General features: G+C 69.4%; 15 protein-coding genes and 2 pseudogenes. 8 read left to right on the forward strand and 9 right to left on the reverse strand.

The features are described 5' to 3' along the window. The 4 genes and pseudogenes from H5J33_RS07255 to H5J33_RS07270 form a co-directional block, all read right to left on the reverse strand. Positions 1-228, reverse strand: a pseudogene (locus H5J33_RS07255) (hypothetical protein); the annotation flags it as partial. After that, the gene (locus H5J33_RS07260) at positions 225-656 is read right to left on the reverse strand and encodes a thioesterase family protein (RefSeq protein WP_181794049.1); all 432 of its coding nucleotides are present in this window, start codon (positions 654-656) and stop codon (positions 225-227) included. The pseudogene H5J33_RS07255 and the gene H5J33_RS07260, both read right to left, overlap by 4 nt. 6 nt (positions 657-662) lie before the next feature. After that, a complete protein-coding gene (ettA, locus tag H5J33_RS07265; protein ID WP_181794050.1) occupies positions 663-2,327 on the reverse strand; it encodes an energy-dependent translational throttle protein EttA in 1,665 nt (554 codons plus the stop codon). Positions 2,328-2,635: 308 nt separating this feature from the next. Beyond that, positions 2,636-3,058, reverse strand: a pseudogene (locus tag H5J33_RS07270) (Uma2 family endonuclease); the annotation flags it as partial. Between the two features lie 859 nt (positions 3,059-3,917). On the opposite strand from H5J33_RS07270, the gene H5J33_RS07275 reads away from it, so the two are divergent. Beyond that, positions 3,918-4,334 (forward strand): hypothetical protein, encoded by a 417-nt coding sequence (locus H5J33_RS07275; protein WP_181794052.1) that lies wholly within the window; start codon positions 3,918-3,920, stop codon positions 4,332-4,334. Between the two features lie 434 nt (positions 4,335-4,768). Beyond that, the gene (locus H5J33_RS07280; RefSeq protein WP_181794053.1) at positions 4,769-5,041 is read left to right on the forward strand and encodes a hypothetical protein; all 273 of its coding nucleotides are present in this window, start codon (positions 4,769-4,771) and stop codon (positions 5,039-5,041) included. A 613-nt stretch (positions 5,042-5,654) separates the two neighbouring features. On the opposite strand, the gene H5J33_RS07285 is transcribed toward H5J33_RS07280, so the two are convergent. Then, complete coding sequence (locus H5J33_RS07285) at positions 5,655-6,236, reverse strand: HD family hydrolase (RefSeq protein WP_181794054.1); 582 nt, start codon at positions 6,234-6,236, stop codon at positions 5,655-5,657. Between the two features lie 12 nt (positions 6,237-6,248). After that, positions 6,249-7,367, reverse strand: a complete 1,119-nt coding sequence (locus H5J33_RS07290) for a helix-turn-helix transcriptional regulator (protein WP_181794055.1) — start codon at positions 7,365-7,367, stop codon at positions 6,249-6,251. Between the two features lie 271 nt (positions 7,368-7,638). Between H5J33_RS07290 and H5J33_RS07295 the strand changes: the two genes are divergently transcribed. From H5J33_RS07295 to H5J33_RS07315, 5 genes are all read left to right on the forward strand, one after another. Further along, a complete protein-coding gene (locus tag H5J33_RS07295; protein WP_181794056.1) occupies positions 7,639-8,040 on the forward strand; it encodes an ATP-binding protein in 402 nt (133 codons plus the stop codon). Between the two features lie 82 nt (positions 8,041-8,122). Next, the gene (locus H5J33_RS07300) at positions 8,123-8,488 is read left to right on the forward strand and encodes a hypothetical protein (protein WP_181794057.1); all 366 of its coding nucleotides are present in this window, start codon (positions 8,123-8,125) and stop codon (positions 8,486-8,488) included. Between the two features lie 282 nt (positions 8,489-8,770). Beyond that, positions 8,771-9,232: a hypothetical protein gene (locus tag H5J33_RS07305; RefSeq protein ID WP_181794061.1), complete on the forward strand. Its 462-nt coding sequence runs from the start codon at positions 8,771-8,773 to the stop codon at positions 9,230-9,232. 660 nt (positions 9,233-9,892) lie between these two features. Next, complete coding sequence (locus H5J33_RS07310; protein ID WP_181794058.1) at positions 9,893-10,567, forward strand: lytic polysaccharide monooxygenase; 675 nt, start codon at positions 9,893-9,895, stop codon at positions 10,565-10,567. A 305-nt stretch (positions 10,568-10,872) separates the two neighbouring features. Next, positions 10,873-12,066, forward strand: coding sequence for a cellulose-binding domain-containing protein (locus H5J33_RS07315; protein ID WP_181794059.1), 1,194 nt, complete (start codon positions 10,873-10,875; stop codon positions 12,064-12,066). 111 nt (positions 12,067-12,177) lie between these two features. Here H5J33_RS07315 and H5J33_RS07320 read toward each other — a convergent pair whose 3' ends face one another. The 3 genes from H5J33_RS07320 to H5J33_RS07330 all read right to left on the reverse strand — a co-directional run bounded on the left by H5J33_RS07320 (position 12,178) and on the right by H5J33_RS07330 (position 14,820). Beyond that, positions 12,178-13,569: a Cys-Gln thioester bond-forming surface protein gene (locus tag H5J33_RS07320; RefSeq protein ID WP_181794062.1), complete on the reverse strand. Its 1,392-nt coding sequence runs from the start codon at positions 13,567-13,569 to the stop codon at positions 12,178-12,180. 286 nt (positions 13,570-13,855) lie between these two features. Continuing rightward, complete coding sequence (locus H5J33_RS07325; protein ID WP_181794060.1) at positions 13,856-14,332, reverse strand: single-stranded DNA-binding protein; 477 nt, start codon at positions 14,330-14,332, stop codon at positions 13,856-13,858. Positions 14,333-14,655: 323 nt separating this feature from the next. Beyond that, complete coding sequence (locus tag H5J33_RS07330) at positions 14,656-14,820, reverse strand: hypothetical protein (RefSeq protein WP_181794064.1); 165 nt, start codon at positions 14,818-14,820, stop codon at positions 14,656-14,658. Between H5J33_RS07330 and H5J33_RS07335 the strand changes: the two genes are divergently transcribed. Beyond that, a partial coding sequence (locus H5J33_RS07335; RefSeq protein WP_220212048.1) for an ATP-binding cassette domain-containing protein occupies positions 14,800-15,457 on the forward strand: 658 nt, incomplete at its 3' end. The genes H5J33_RS07330 and H5J33_RS07335 overlap by 21 nt on opposite strands.

Consider the following 15,457-nt stretch of genomic DNA (forward strand, 5'->3'; position numbering starts at 1 on the left):
GGAGACGGTCACGTCGAGGGTGGCGTCCAGCCCGTCCTCGTACGGCTTGGCCAGCCGCACCGCGCGGACGGCCAGCACCTCGAAGGACGGCGGCCGGCCGAAGACGGCGAGCGCCGTGCCGGCCGCCTGGAGGCGCACCGCGGCCCCACGGTCGTAGTGGAGCAGCCGGGAGAGGAAGGCGGCGAGGTCCGCCGCCTCCGTCTCGTCGGCCAGGTGCAGCACCGTCATGCGGCGACGGCCTCCCCGTCGGCCTCCGCGGCGCCCTCGCCGGCGTCCGTGTACTCCTGGAGGAACTCACGCTCCTCCGCGGTGATCCGCCGCGGGCGCTGGGCGGCGAAGTCGAACGGCACGATGACCGTCGACGCCCGGGCGTAGACGAGATCGCCGTCCTTCACCTCGTAGGCGAGGGTGAAGGAGGCGGCCTTGATCTCGGTGACCCACAGCTCGACGGTCACCGGCTCGTGCCGGTGCGCGAGCTGCCGCTTGTAGTCGATCTCGTGGCGCGCCACCACGGACCCCTGCTGGAAGTCCTTGTCCGGACGGAACAGGAAGTCGACCCGGGCCTCCTCCAGATAGCGGAGGAACACCACGTTGTTGACGTGGCCGTACGCGTCCATGTCCGCCCAGCGCAGCGGGCAGCGGTAGATGTGGCGCAAGACCGATCAGCCCCGGGTCAGCTTCTTGTAGGTGGCCCGGTGCGGACGCGCGGCGTCCGGACCCAGCCGCTCGATCTTGTTCTTCTCGTACGACTCGAAGTTGCCCTCGAACCAGAACCACTTCGAGTCGCCCTCGTACGCGAGGATGTGGGTCGCGACACGGTCCAGGAACCAGCGGTCGTGGGAGACGACGACGGCGCAGCCGGGGAAGTCCAGCAGGGCGTTCTCCAGGCTGGAGAGCGTCTCGACGTCGAGGTCGTTGGTGGGCTCGTCGAGCAGGAGCAGGTTGCCGCCCTGCTTCAGGGTCAGCGCCAGGTTGAGCCGGTTGCGCTCACCGCCGGAGAGGACACCGGCCGGCTTCTGCTGGTCCGGGCCCTTGAAGCCGAAGGCGGACACATAGGCCCGGCTCGGCATCTCGACGTGGCCGACGTTGATGTAGTCGAGCCCGTCGGAGACGACCTCCCACAGCGTCTTCTTCGGGTCGATGTTGGCGCGGGTCTGGTCGACGTAGGAGATCTTGACGGTCTCGCCGACCTTGATGTCACCGGTGTCCGGCGTCTCCAGGCCCTGGATCATCTTGAACAGGGTGGTCTTGCCGGCGCCGTTCGGGCCGATGACACCCACGATGCCGTTGCGCGGCAGCGTGAAGGACAGCCCGTCGACGAGGACCTTGTCCCCGAACGACTTGTGCAGGTCGTTGACCTCGACCACGACGTTGCCCAGGCGCGGGCCCGGCGGGATCTGGATCTCCTCGAAGTCCAGCTTCCGCATCTTGTCGGCCTCGGCGGCCATCTCCTCGTACCGCGCGAGACGGGCCTTGGACTTGGCCTGGCGCCCCTTCGCGTTGGAGCGGACCCACTCCAGCTCTTCCTTGAGCCGCTTCTGCCGCTTGGCGTCCTTCTGGCCCTCGACCTTCAGACGGGCGGCCTTGGTCTCCAGGTACTTGGAGTAGTTGCCCTCGTAGCCGTGGAGGCGGCCGCGGTCCACCTCGCAGATCCACCCGGCGACGTTGTCCAGGAAGTACCGGTCGTGGGTGACGGCGACGACGGTGCCCGGGTACTTGGCCAGGTGCTGCTCCAGCCAGTTCACCGACTCGGCGTCGAGGTGGTTGGTGGGCTCGTCCAGGAGCAGCAGGTCGGGCTGCTCCAGCAGCAGCTTGCAGAGCGCGACACGGCGCTTCTCACCACCGGAGAGGTTGACCACGGGCCAGTCGCCCGGGGGGCACCCGAGCGCGTCCATGGCCTGCTCCAGCTGGGCGTCGAGGTCCCAGGCGTTGGCGTGGTCCAGCTCCTCCTGGAGCTTGCCCATCTCGTCGAGCAGCGCGTCGGAGTAGTCGGTCGCCATCAGCTCGGCGATCTCGTTGAACCGGTCGAGCTTGCCCTTGATCTCGGCGACACCCTCCTGGACGTTCTCCAGGACGGTCTTCTCCTCGTTCAGCGGGGGCTCCTGGAGCAGGATGCCGACGCTGTAGCCGGGCGAGAGGAAGGCGTCGCCGTTGGACGGCTGCTCCAGCCCCGCCATGATCTTCAGCACGGTCGACTTACCGGCACCGTTCGGGCCGACGACGCCGATCTTCGCCCCGGGGAGGAAGTTCAGGGTGACGTCATCGAGGATCACCTTGTCGCCGTGCGCCTTGCGCGCCTTGCGCATGGTGTAAATGAACTCAGCCAAGAGAAACCGTCCGGCAGCTTGAAATCTGGCAGTGGGCAGATACACCCCATCTTGCCGTACCGCCACCCCAACGGAGAAACCCGTTGCCTTGGGGGGCGCTGACCTGGGGGTTTGGGGCGGGGGTGGTGTCTTGGCGGGCGCTGGGGGTGGCGGGTGGGCGGCCGGCGGTGGCCGGCCGGCGGCCTCGGACGGGATCGGACGGAGAAGCGCCACTGATGCCGGATGTCGGATGCCGGACGGAAAAGCCGTCCCTGACGCGACTCGCTCCCGGCCCCGAATCCTGCCGCGTGGCCCGGGCGGCCGGTTCAGACCCGCCAGTAGGAACCGATCCCGGCCTTGGCGTACTGGTCGACCTTCACGATCCGGTCGGTGGTCTCCGAGCCGGGCGACACCACCTCGGCCACCAGCAGTACGTACTCGGGCTGGGTGGGCGTGACGTCGATCGTGTCCGCGCGGTAGACGATCACGTCCGGACGCCGATTGGTGAGCGGGACGTCCTGCAGCCGGACGTCGAAGGCCGTGTCGGCGTTCCAGTCGGGGCCGGCGGCGGCGTCGAGGGCGTTCGCCAGGATCCGGGCCAGGCGGTTGTGCCGCTTGGACGCACTAGGGCTCACGACGACCATTCCGTCCACGATCTCGATGCCGGCGCACTGCTCCTCGGACCATGGCTCGTACTGCTCCGCCGTGATCTGCTCGTGCATCCACACCGGGGCCACCAGTTCGGCACTCATCGCATGCCTCCCGGACACTGTGCCGCGGGGCCACTCCCGCCGGAGCCAGCGTACTGTCTTCGGCCCGGACGACATGCCCTACGGCCTCCCTTGTCGACCGAACTGCGGCACTCCGCCGCCGACGCGATCACACGGCTCCGCTGCGGCGGCCCGGACTCGGTTCTGCCGTCCGCAGAGCCGCGAGCGAACCGGCGAATCCGGCGGTCGCCTTACGGGACGGTTCCGTCGCGTCGTGCGGGGCGGGATTGGTGTCGATGCCCGGTGCCTCGATGAGCCCCGGCCGGGCAAGCGGGCCCTCGACGCGCAGGACGCCGACGATGCGCCCCGGAGGGAACCGACCGGCCCGAGACGGCCCAGGCACCGCCCCCGCCCGGTTCGTGAACGCCCCGACGACCGACGGATCGGCAGGAGGCACGCGCGTCCCTGGCACCGGACAACTGACGTCCGGGGATAGCGCAGAGGGCATGGCCGATGATCTGGCCTGGTGACGAGAATCGAACTCGCGCTCTCAGCTTGGGAAGCTGCGATCATTTGCGAGCGATTCGGGCCTTGGCATGCGTTGATGGTTAGCCTGCGCCCCCGCCGCTGCCGCTGGCCGTCACGGGGATTCCCCGCTGTTCCCCGCTCGATCTAGTGCACTTATGGTGCGCATAGACTCCGCGCCTGACTCAGACTGCCTCACGCCCCAAGACTGTGGTGATTCGCGATGTTGCCGAGGTTGGCCCTCTGCTCAACGGAAACATCCTCGGACGGGACCGTCACTGCCTGCCCATGTCTGGGGGCATTGTCAGCGGTGGATGTCAGCCTGGTCGACCACAGACCTAGAGGGGAATCAGAGGGCATGACTTGGCTTGGCCCTGTGCTCGCGTTGGCAGGCGTCCTGGTAGGAGCGCTGTTCGCTCCCCTGGCGACCACGCGTTTCGGTTGGCAGACATCCCGCCGGGAAGCCATCGATCACGCGATCGCCTGCGTGCGCCGAGCCGAGCTGGCGGCGACCTACCCGAGGCAAGTGCGCCAGAGCGAAATCGGCGTCAGCGACGAAGCGCTGCGCTACCAGCTAGAACTGCCACTCAGAGGCTTCGAGCGGTACTACGAAGCAACCCAGGAGATGCGGGCAGCGCTAGCAGCGGTGGAGCCATACCTGGCCCTGGACTGGGACGACTCCCGCTGGCAGACACCTGACGATGAGTACGCCCGCCTGCTGGGCCAGCTGAAGCGGGCTCGCCGACGAACCCTCCTCGTGTACTGGGGCAACGATCGCCGCATCACGCCTTGAGCTGTCATCCCTGAATGTGCGCCACTCCAAGCGAACTACGGGCGGAGAGAACGCCAAAGTCTGCTGGGATGGTCGCCAGATGCCTACAGTCTGAGAGTGCTAGCTGCGGCCGCGGCGGTTGCGGTACTCGGCTGTGATGGCCTACTGCCATCACGCACAGGAAACTGCTGCGCGGTTGGTGGTTCTCCCGTTAGATTAACGCCGTGAGTCGTTGAGCATCGGGGGGCTGATGGACTGGGTGGAACTGGCGTTACCGGCGATCTCTTCTGTCCTCGTCTCACTGGGAACGCCGCAGCTTCGTAGGGTCCTGATAGCGGTCTTTCGTGGTGGGCAGCGGAATAATCTAAAGAGGATCGTTCACCATAGCGTGACCGTCACTGGCGGCTCCGTGACGGGAGGCACTCCGGAGCCTTCCCGGGGAGCGGGTGATCGCCATGTCTGACGAGGCAATCGTTACGCAGGCACTAACAGAGACCACGACTGTCGCGCCCGCAACTGGCGAAACATCCGTCTCGCAACACTTCCGACTGGTCTTCTTCGGTGTCCTAGCTATCACCTTGCTGACACTCGGAGCCAGTCTGTACATCGGGATATTCGTGGCGAAGCCCACGGAAGCGGCAAAGTCGCTCATGGAAACATGCTCGACCTTGTCGCAGCTTGGCTTCGGCGCGATGGTGGGTCTGCTTGGAGGAAAGGCCGTCGCCTAGGACCAAGCGCATCAACTGCTCCACGTGCAGTAACCCACACAGTCCTCAGCTCCCATCCCGTACGCCGTCGACCCACACACCGTGGAGCAGGCGTGGTTCCTGGCGTCCAGGTGGAGCGCGCCACTGTACGAACGACCTGGACCACCAGGGGCCGCGTCTACTCGGCTCTGCCTGGGTCGACGGCGTACGGGATGGGAGCCCCCTCGCCCGCCACGACGAACCCGCAGTCGGCAACGGCGCCCCCTCCATCCCGGTGCCGGTCGATCCCCCGCCGGAGGCATCGTTCTGACAGTGACCGTCCCCCGTGCGACAGTCGCCTTGTGGCCTTCGGCTCGCGCGGTGAGCGGAGCCACCTTGAACCAGTAGAGAAAGTTGTCACTCGGCCTGCGTAATGGGCCGCAGTCAAGCACTACTGGAGGGCGATGGCGACCCACCGATCGCTGCCTGGGGATGCCGAGTATGTGTCGACACGTGTGGCGGATGTTCTGCACCCGAGCCGGGACGAGAAGCCTTCTTCTGACGCCGTTACGATGCAGCGGCTGGCGGCCGGCCGAGTCCGGCCTTCGTTTGCGTTGAACGCACCAGGCCTCGGCCGCTTGCACCGAAGCCGGCGTCAGCTGCTCTCACCCATGGCTGCGCGAAGCCAGTCGAGAGGGGCTTGGGCCAGCAGCTGGTCGGCCAGCCGTTGGCCGGACTCGGTGACGATCCGGGCCCGGCTGTTGTCTACCCAGCGCTGGGCGGCTTCGTAGCCCTGCGCCTTGTACTCCAGCCCCTGCAACATGCACTCCAGCTTGTCCGCGTCACGTGCGCAGACGGCCTCGGGCGTCTCACGCGCCTCGTACTCGGCGACGACCGCGCGGACGGCGGCGCGCAGCACCTCGGGCATGCCGGCCGTCTGGTCCGCGGTGACGGCCTCGGGGTCGCCCGGAGCTGCGTACTTCTTGCCCAGATGGTTCACGTCCCCGGTGCGGGTCTCCTGCGAGTCGTGCCAGACCGCCAAGTGCGCGGCGCGTGCGGCGTCGGCACCCTCCAGCGTGGCGATGACCGAGGCGATGACGGATGTGCGCCATGAGTGCTCGGCGACACTTTCGGGGTCACGAACGCCCGCCATCCACCAGCCTGTTCGGCGGGCTGTCTTCAGCGTGCCCGTCTCCCACAGGAAGTGGGCCACGTCCGCCAGGTCTTGGTCACCCATGGGTGTCCCCTTTCACGCCTCGGCGAGGCGGATTGCGTACCGAATGCCCTCAAGCTCTCGCCGAGCCTGTGACGAAAGCCCGGAGTCATCCAACATCATCGGCAGGCGCTCGCGTAGGACCCGGCCGGCAGCCGACTGCGTGCGCAGCAGGTTCGGGCGTGCGGCAATCAGTGCCCACAGGGTGTGAACGTTGAGGTCGAAGAACCCGTGCCACGGGGTCAGTCCCCGGACAAGGTGGGCCATCAGCCGGTCGCCGTGCCACGGGCCGGGGGTCGAGTCGCCGATGAAGTCGTCCGACAGCTGGATGTGCGGGGTCTCGCCGATCCAGTACGCCCAGTAGTTCAGGTTCGCCGCCTCGGCCCTGGTGTCGTCGCCGAGGGTGCGCGTAATGAAGTGGGTCATTCGGTCGCGGTCACCCTGCCGTGCCGCCACTGCGGCGACGGAGCGGGAGTTGAGCCACCGCGTGAGCCAGTCGTCCGGCCGCTCGGTCCTCTGCTGGTACGCCAGCCAATCGGACGTGCCGGGGTCCTGATCGAATCCCGCCAGGTAGAGGGCCTGCCGCCGCAGCAGGAAATCCCTGCCGCCGCACGCCTGTTCGGCGGTCTCCCGCATACGGCGGAAGAAGCGGCGCCGGTAATCCGCCGCAAGCTCAGGCGCCGGCGGTACCGGGCCGCGGCGTGGGCGAGGGGGCGCCGGGAGGGTGCGCAGGGGGGTGGGGGGTACGCCGTTGAGGGGCCAGGTGAGCACCTCTACGAGGTCGCGCTGCATCACCCAGGCGCCGAGCAGATTCGGGCCCGCCGACACTTCGTCCTCCAGCACGCCGGCCAGCAGCATGTCCGCCTCCATCGCCCGTGCCAGGGCGGCCAGCAGCTGAGGTGCCGTACCCATCCGCAACAACCGATGGCGATGGGAGAGCATCTGCCCTACTGGCAGTGAGGTCAGGGGCCGCCGTCCCGTCTCCCACCCGGCGATGGTGTCCGCAGCCACGTCGAAAACCTCAGCCAGACCTTCCTGGGTGTGCCCTAACTGCTCGCGAATGACCCGGAAGACATACCCGGAGATGATGCCCGCGCGTCCTCGCCCGGTGGTTCCCTGACCGCCAGTTGGGGTTTGCTTCGCCTGATCTCCCATGGTGCTCCCTTGCCCGTCGGCGGCGAGCCATTACCCGTACTCCCGGTCACTACAAGTGGTGATTACGGTTACGTACCGTCATGGCTGATAACCGGGCGACTCAGCGTAGTAGGAGTGATGCCGCCATGACTGCCAATGCACGTGGGGACAAGACCCCTAGGTGCCAAACCCAGCATCGGTGTGGTTCCTGGAGTACGAACAACCGCGCACATCCCCAGGAACCGCCGCGCCACAGCAACAGCGCCGGGCTTAAGCGGCAGCGGTGATGGCCATGGAGCGCAATGAACTGTCGCAGGTCCGCGTGCTGACTCGGCAGGCGCGTTCCTCGCCGGACGCGCGGCACTTCGTGGTGGACGTCCTCAACGACTGGGGCCTGGTCGGCATGCAAGATGATGCCGCGTTGGTGGTGGCCGAGCTGGTGAGCAACGCCCTCCGGCACACCGGGACGCCGAGCGTACGGGTCATCGTGCGCCGGATGCCGTCGGACACGGTTCGGCTCATCGTCATCGACAAGCATCCTGAACTCTGGCCCGCTCGCCAGTCCGCAGGGCCTCTCGAGAGCGGCGGGCGCGGCCTGGCATTGGTGGATGCCGTGACGAGGGTGTGGGGCTGCACCCGATTGCCCCGGGAGAAATACGTCTGGGCCGACTTGGAGGTGTCCAAGGATGCCTGAGATGCGAGGAGCTTCCTCATCATGCGCCGGCTCAGTGCTCAGCTCTGACGTGCCCCACCACGGTTGCTGAGGAGCAGGCGTCATGCCGACTCCGAGCACATGCCCGATGGTCATCCCCGCCGCATTGGTGCCGTACATCCCGCTGCCACGCCTCGAGCTCCTGTCCGGCTCCCGGATGCGGGGCGCCGAGTGTGTTTGGGGCGGCGAACGGTTGACCGGCAAGACGGCAATCGACCTCGGCAAGCACACCGACAACGGCTTCAACTGGTTCCCCCGCGCTTGCCTCCGCTGTACCCGAGGCGCCGTACGGGCCGCCCGTGACAACCACGCGGACCGGTGCACCGCGTGCGAGGGCCCCAGTGCCATGTGCGACACGGGCCGCTCTCTGCACAACCTGCTCAACGCCCTGGCCGACGAGAAGAACGAGGCCATTCGAGCCTCCCAATGACATGTGTCCGGCACAGCTGCCGACAGCTCTGGACACGACCAGACTTCCAGCGCGGCACCTCGGGCGGGGGCCATGAGGTAAGCGCTGGAGCCGTGCGGCCGTTCTCACCCCCGTCGGAGACGGCCGCGCACCGGTCCATAACTACGTCGCCCGGGCCGAGCGGTCCCGCGAAGAACTCCCGGCCCGGGCGCGCGTCCCCATCCGAAACCAGCGAAGGAGAACACCGTGACCGTACCTCCTGGACCAACCCCGGACGGCGGCCCCGTCGATCCGAAGCCGCCGATGGTCTTCGCCCGCATGCTGATCACCGACGAGCAGTTCACGAGCTGCCGCCAGACGGTGATGGACGCCAACCCGGACATGTCCCCAGAGATGGCAGGACGGGTCGTGGAAGAGGGTCTGAAGTTCGTGGCCGCCTGCGCGAAGAACCCCGACACCGGGCACGCGCCCAGCCGGATCGTGGACGAGGGCTGGCACGCCCTGCTGCTGCACACCGCCATGTACGCCGACTTGTGCAAGCGCCTCGGCGGCCGGTTCATCCATCACTATCCGGGCTACGATCCGACGAACTACGACCCGTCGATCCTGGACCGCACCCGTGAGAAGATCGCCGAGCTCGGATGGAAGGCGGACCCGGAGCTGTGGGGGCCGCCAACGGACGACACACTCGTATCCGTGGCCGCGAAGTGCCAGCATGCGCCGTCGTGCACCATCCGACCGATGCCCAAGCCTGAGTGGCCGTAGCCTCGCTGGTGAAGGGAGGCCGTATGCCGAAGGAGTGGATCGACCCGCGGTACGCGTGGCTTGTCGCGAAGTGGCAAGACGCCCAGCAGCCACAGACACGTAACCCGCAGGAGCCGCAGCCACAGCGGGGCTTCATCGTTCCGGCCAAGCGCTAGTCAATCGAGCGGCCGCCTCGTCACCCTGGCCGGGGTGGCCGCTCAGCGGCCGGGTCGGCAAGGCGCACCCCGATCGCGTCAGCGACCCGGATCATGGTGTCGTTCATCCACGACGGCGGGGGTGAGCCGGCCAACCAGCCGCGTGTGTCCAGTTTCAGCCCCACTCGGGCGCACAACGCTGCCAGTGCCGCCGACTAGAGCAAGTGACGTTGATCGGCACGTGCTGCCAGCTCCTGAGCGCTCAGGCACTCTCCCTCGCAAGCGAAGCGAACTCGCCACTTGCCTCTCCCAGACGTTTGCCGAGGGCTCGCATACGTCCGACGGGACCTCGATGCCCTGTTCCGGATGTTTTCCGCGATTTGCCCCTCCGCGCGGAAGCCTGGGGTTTGGCGGAAACAAACCGTTGCCCCCTCGTTCCAGGCCGCGCAGCCTGGAAGGCGCGGGAGCGCTCCCACGCACCCGACAGCCCTCAGAGAACGCGTCCCCCCACAGGAAGAAACCCTCAATGAATTGTCATGAGCATGCGCATCGCTGGGCCGGCCGCCGGCTGGCGCTCGTCCTGAGCACGCTCGTCGGCGTGCTGATCAGCCTGATCACCTGGGGCGGCACCGCCTCCGCGCACGGCTCGGTGATCGACCCCGCCTCCCGCAACTACGGCTGCTGGCAGCGCTGGGGCAGTGACTTCCAGAACCCGGCGATGGCCCAGCAGGACCCCATGTGCTGGCAGGCCTGGCAGGACAACCCCAACGCCATGTGGAACTGGAACGGCCTGTACCGCAACGGTTCCGCCGGCAACTTCCAGGCCGTCATCCCCAACGGACAGCTGTGCAGCGGCGGCCACACCGAAAGCGGCCGCTACAACTCCCTCGACGCCATCGGCCCCTGGAAGACCACCGACATCAGCTCCAACTTCACCGTGAAGCTGTACGACCAGGCCAGCCACGGCGCCGACTACTTCCTGGTCTACGTCACCCGGCAGGGCTTCGACCCCACCACCCAGCCGCTCACCTGGCAGGACCTGCAACTGGTCACCAAGACCGGCAGGTACGCGCCCAGCCAGAACTACTCGATCCCCGTCAGCACGTCCGGCTACACCGGCCGCCACGTCGTCTACACCATCTGGCAGGCCTCGCACATGGACCAGACCTACTTCCTTTGCAGTGACGTGAACTTCCGCTGACCCCCGGCCCTCACCGGCCCCGCCGCCCACCGGACGCGACCCGGCGCCGACCCGGGCCGCGTCCATCTGGATGGGAGCGCTCCCAGCCGCTCGGGGGGCGCTCCCTGCGTTCCTGGGACTCCCCGGTCCCCCAGGCCCCTCCCAGGATCGGAGAACTCCCGATCACTCGGGTGCTTCCGACCGCTCGGAGGGCTCCCGGGGCTCCCCGTCACTTGGGACCCAGGGCTCCCAGTCGCTTCGCTGGGGGGGCTCCCCCTCCCCCCTCCCCCCTCCCCGCCTCCCCGCCTCCCGCCCCAGGAGATCCCATGCCCCTACCACCCACCCGATGCCCCCGATGGGTGCGCACCCCCTGGACGGCGGTCGTGGCCGTACTCGGGCTGGCGGTGTCGCTCCTGGTCGCGGCGCCCGCCAGTGGCGCCGGAGCCGGAGCCACCGCCGGATGCCGGGTCGACTACACCGTCAACGAGTGGTCCGGCGGCTACACCGCCCAGGTCCACGTCACCAACCTCGGCCCCGCGCTCAGCGCCTGGCGGCTGACCTGGACCTACGGCGGCGACCAGCACATCACCTCGGCCTGGAACGCCACCGTCACCCAGACCGGCCGCTCCGTGACCGCCGCCGGTACGGACTGGAACGCCTCGCTGCCCAGCGGCGGCGCCGCCGACTTCGGTGTGCAGGGCACCTGGCAGTCCGCCGACCCGGCGCCCACCGACTTCAGCCTCGACGGCGTCTCCTGCGGCGGCGACGCCACCGAGCCGCCGACCACACCGCCCACCACTCCGGGCACCCCGTCGCCCTCCCAGCCGCCCGCCGACTGCGGCGGCGCCGCCCTGTGCAGCGGCTTCGAGAATCAGACCGGTACCTCCCCGTCCGGCGACTGGCGCTTCACCGCGCCCGACTGCCAGGGCACGGGCACCGCCACCGTCGACACGGCCGTGGCGCACAGCGGTTCCAAGTCCCTCCGGGTGGACGGCCGGGCCGGCTACTGCAACCACGCCTTCGTCGCCGCCACCACCGACCTGTCGACGGCCGGCCCGGTGCTGTACATCCGTATGTGGGTCCGGCACACCACCGCGCTCCCCTCCTCCCACGTCACCTTCGTCTCCATGCCGGACAGCTCCCAGGGCGGCAAGGCGCTCCGGATCGGCGGCCAGAACGGCGCCCTGCAGTGGAACCGGGAGAGCGACGACGCCACGCTTCCCGCGCAGAGCCCGGCGGGTGTGGCGCTGAGCAAGCCGCTTCCGACGGGCAGTTGGCAGTGCCTGCGGTTCGCCATCGACACCTCCGCGCCCAAGCTGGACACCTGGCTGGGCGACCAGCAGGTGCCCGGCCTGCGCGCCGACGGCGTACCTACCCAGGACATCGACCAGCAGTGGCTCTCCCGCACCACCCCACCCCGGCCCACCGCGCTCCGGCTCGGCTGGGAGAGCTACGGAACGGGCGACGACACCCTGTGGTTCGATGACGTGGCCGTCGGTTCGGCACCGATCGGCTGCTGAGAGGGGCGCCGGTTTCCGTTCGCCGTGAGTCCGGCCGACGGGCTCACGGCGGCGGCCGTTTCTCCGTCCGTCGCCCCCGGCCCGGGGCACTCCCCTCCCGCCCGGACGGTCTCACGCGTCCGGTGTCGTGTCCCTGCGGCGCAGGATGACCAGGACCGCGCCGCCGATCACGACCAGGCCTATGGCCACGCCGGTGATCAGGGGGGTGAGGGCGGAGGCGCCGGTATCGGCCAGGTCGGTGGTGGCCACGGCGCTGCCGCCGACCGAGGCCGGGCCGGGCTCGTTGGGGAGCCGGGCCGCCGTCTGCGTGGTGACCGCGCCCTGGGTCTTGCAGTCCAGGACGCCGGTGAAGCGGTGGCTGAAGCCGTGGGGGCCGGTGATCGTGAAGTCGTAGGCCTGGTCCTCCTGGAGCGGTACGGTCACCGTGCGGGTGGCGCCCGCGGGGATGGTGTGGCCGGTGCCCATCAGCTGGAAGGTGAACGGCTCGTCGCCGTTGTTCACCGCGGTGATGTCCACCCCGCCCTTGGCGCAGTCCTCGTGGGCCGACACCGCCGGTATCGGGCCGTCGGCGGCCCAGCCGGCCGTCGCGGTCGCGGAGACCGTGGACTCGCTGGAACCTGCCAGGATCTGCGTCTGGCTGCGGCTCTCGGAGGCGAAGGCCCGTCCCACCGGCACGGTCGTGGACGCCTGCACGGTCAGCTCGGCCGTGCCCACCGCGCTGCCGACGGTGCGGCCGGCGTCTCCGGCCGCGTCCTCGGGGATGTCGAAGTACAGCCGGGTGCCGTCCTTCGCCGAGGTGATCACCTTGCCGTTCTTGTCGGTGATCCGTACCCCGCTGGTGGCCGCGTCCGCAGGCGGGCTCACGGTGACCGCGCTCGCGTTGGTGTGTACGGTGACCGGGCCGAGCCGGTCGCCCGGCCGACCGGAGACCGCGGGCGGGTCCAGGGTGAGCGAGGCCTTCGGCTCACCGATGGCGCGGGCGCTCTTCTCCAGGTAGTCGGCGAGCTTCTCGGCCTGCGGGTCGAGGGCGTCGACGTCGGCGCCGTCGGAGTAGCGCCAGATGGCCACCTGGGTGCCGGCCGCCGCGTCCTGCTCGGTCAGTCCGTGTGCGCCCGCCTTGCGGGCCAGTGCGGCGAGATCGTTGACCTGGGGGTAGGAGTGCTGCAGTATCCAGCCGATCCGGCCCGCGTCCTTGTTGGTGCCCAGTGAGGTGGCGCTCCAGGGTGTCTCCTGGTATCTGGCGTCCCGCTGGGTCGGGTTGTGCAGGTCGACGCAGTACGTCTGGAGGGTGCCGCCGCCGTCCACGGACATCTCGAACAGGCCCGCCGGGACCCGCTGGTCGCCGCCGTCGCCGTGGATCACGGCCTCGCCGTAGGTCTTCAGACCGTTGTTGGTGGCCGTCGCCCCGCCCTCGGTCCGCGGTGTCTCGTCGGCCACCGCCGTACCGGCACCGGACAGCACGCCGGCTGCCACGAGGCCGGACACCGTCGTGGCGGCGGCCAGGCGTGCCGTTCCGGTGGACCGGCACAGCCCAGAGAGCGCAGCAAGCACAGAATTCCCCTTCGAGCAGGACCCGTTGGACGTGGGGGACGGTCCCACCAGCAGAAATCGGCAGCCCCTAGGGGCACGCCCGGCATCCTATGGATCACTCGGAGCCCAACCCGCCGGTCGGATGATCGGATGGCCGATCCGATCTGTAATCGTTATCGCCGGGACCGTCCATGACCTGGCCTTATCGACAAATCCACCGGTTTGGCGGCTGACGGCACGTCACCGGCGACAGGTGACGTCACGTCACCGGCTCGGGTTCCGGCGCCTGTTGGCCGGACCGGCCGGCCTGACCGTCCGTCTGGTTCGGTGTCTCCCAGTCCGGTTCCGGGCGGGCCACCGCGGCCGGTGCGTCGGGCCTGGCGGCGCGCTGGAAGAGCGCCGTGCCGCGCGCCAGGTCGTGGCCGATCGTCACGGCGTCGATGTCGGCGGAGGCCCACGGCTGCTGTCCCTCCCGTGTCTCCGTACGGACCTTCAGCCGGCCCTGGACGACGACCGGCTGGCCCACCTCCACGCACGCCGCCACGTTGACCGCGAGCTGCCGGTTGGCCCACACCGTGAAGAAGTTGGTGTGCCCGTCGGTCCAGGCGCTCTTCTCCCGGTCCCAGTAACGCGCGGTCACGGCCAGCCGGAACCGGGCCGACGGACCCGCCGCCGACTCCCGGTAGACCGGCTGGGTCGCCACGTTGCCCACCACACACACGATGGTCTCGTTCACGTCTCGCTCCCCTCCCCCGCCCGCGCTCCTCGGCCGGGCGGACACACGTACGGGCCCGTCCCGTACGGCTGCGTCTGCCGTGCCGGCGCGTACGACTGCCGTACGCGCCCGCACCTCCCGCCGACCGCTCGCGCCGTCCGCCGCCTGTGCGGCCGGACCCCGCCGTGCGATCGCCTTGGCCTCAGACTGCCTCCGCCGGGCCGGGCCCGCCGAGCGCTGTGGACGGCTGCCCGCCTGTGGATAACTCCCTCACCCGCGCGGGTGAACCCCGCACCCTCCCACCGATCACGTGAGCCACACCAGCCCCGTCAGTCCCCGTCCACTCACACCACCCCGGCCCTGCTCCGGGCGACCCTCCCGTACTGCTCGCGCACCTCCCGGTACCGCAGCAGCTCCGCCGCCACCGGATCCAGCACCCGGGCCCGGCCGCAGCCCGCCGCCGCCTCCCGCAACCGCCGTTCCGCCTCCTGCTCGGCACCGGTGTGCACGGACTGCTCGGGCCGAACGGGGCCGGGAAGACCTCGCTGATCCGGGTGCTGGCCACGGTGGCGCGGCCGGACACCGGCCGGGTGGAGATGCTCGGCGAGGACATCGCCGGCCGCCGCGGCCTGGCCGGGGTGCGGCGGCGGCTGGGCTATCTGCCGCAGGAGTTCGGCTACTACCCGGGGTTCACCGTGCGGGAGTTCGTCGCGTACGTGGCCTGGCTGAAGGAGATGCCGGCCGCGCGGGTGCCGGCGGCCGTGGAGCGGGCGGTGGCCCGGGTGGGCCTCGCCGGCCGGATCGACGCCAAGGTGCGCACGCTGTCCGGCGGCATGATCCGCCGGGTCGGCATCGCGCAGGCCATCGTCAACGACCCCGCCGTGCTGCTGCTGGACGAGCCGACCGCCGGTCTGGACCCGGAGCAGCGGGTGGAGTTCCGGGAGCTGCTGCGCGAGCTGGGCGCCACGGCGACCGTGGTCGTCTCCACCCACCTGGTGGAGGACGTGGCCGCCGCCTGCACCGAGGTCACCCTGCTGGACGGCGGCCGGATCGCCTACCGGGGCACGCCCGCCGCGCTCACCCTGCTCGGCGAGACCTCCGGCTCTCGTCACGGAATCTCCCCGAACCGGGTCACGCCGGACGTCA

This window comes from Streptomyces sp. WELS2 (assembly GCF_013870595.1).
GTDB lineage: Bacteria > Actinomycetota > Actinomycetes > Streptomycetales > Streptomycetaceae > Streptomyces.

Excerpts from the sequence above, each read along its gene's own strand:
- H5J33_RS07290 (WP_181794055.1), bottom strand. The coding sequence starts at position 7,367 with ATGGGAGATCAGGCGAAGCAAACCCCAACTGGCGGTCAGGGAACCACC.
- H5J33_RS07285 (WP_181794054.1), bottom strand. The coding sequence starts at position 6,236 with ATGGGTGACCAAGACCTGGCGGACGTGGCCCACTTCCTGTGGGAGACG.
- H5J33_RS07300 (WP_181794057.1), top strand. The coding sequence starts at position 8,123 with ATGCCGACTCCGAGCACATGCCCGATGGTCATCCCCGCCGCATTGGTG.
- H5J33_RS07305 (WP_181794061.1), top strand. The coding sequence starts at position 8,771 with ATGGTCTTCGCCCGCATGCTGATCACCGACGAGCAGTTCACGAGCTGC.
- H5J33_RS07295 (WP_181794056.1), top strand. The coding sequence starts at position 7,639 with ATGGAGCGCAATGAACTGTCGCAGGTCCGCGTGCTGACTCGGCAGGCG.
- H5J33_RS07315 (WP_181794059.1), top strand. The coding sequence starts at position 10,873 with ATGCCCCTACCACCCACCCGATGCCCCCGATGGGTGCGCACCCCCTGG.
- H5J33_RS07280 (WP_181794053.1), top strand. The coding sequence starts at position 4,769 with ATGTCTGACGAGGCAATCGTTACGCAGGCACTAACAGAGACCACGACT.
- H5J33_RS07310 (WP_181794058.1), top strand. The coding sequence starts at position 9,893 with ATGAATTGTCATGAGCATGCGCATCGCTGGGCCGGCCGCCGGCTGGCG.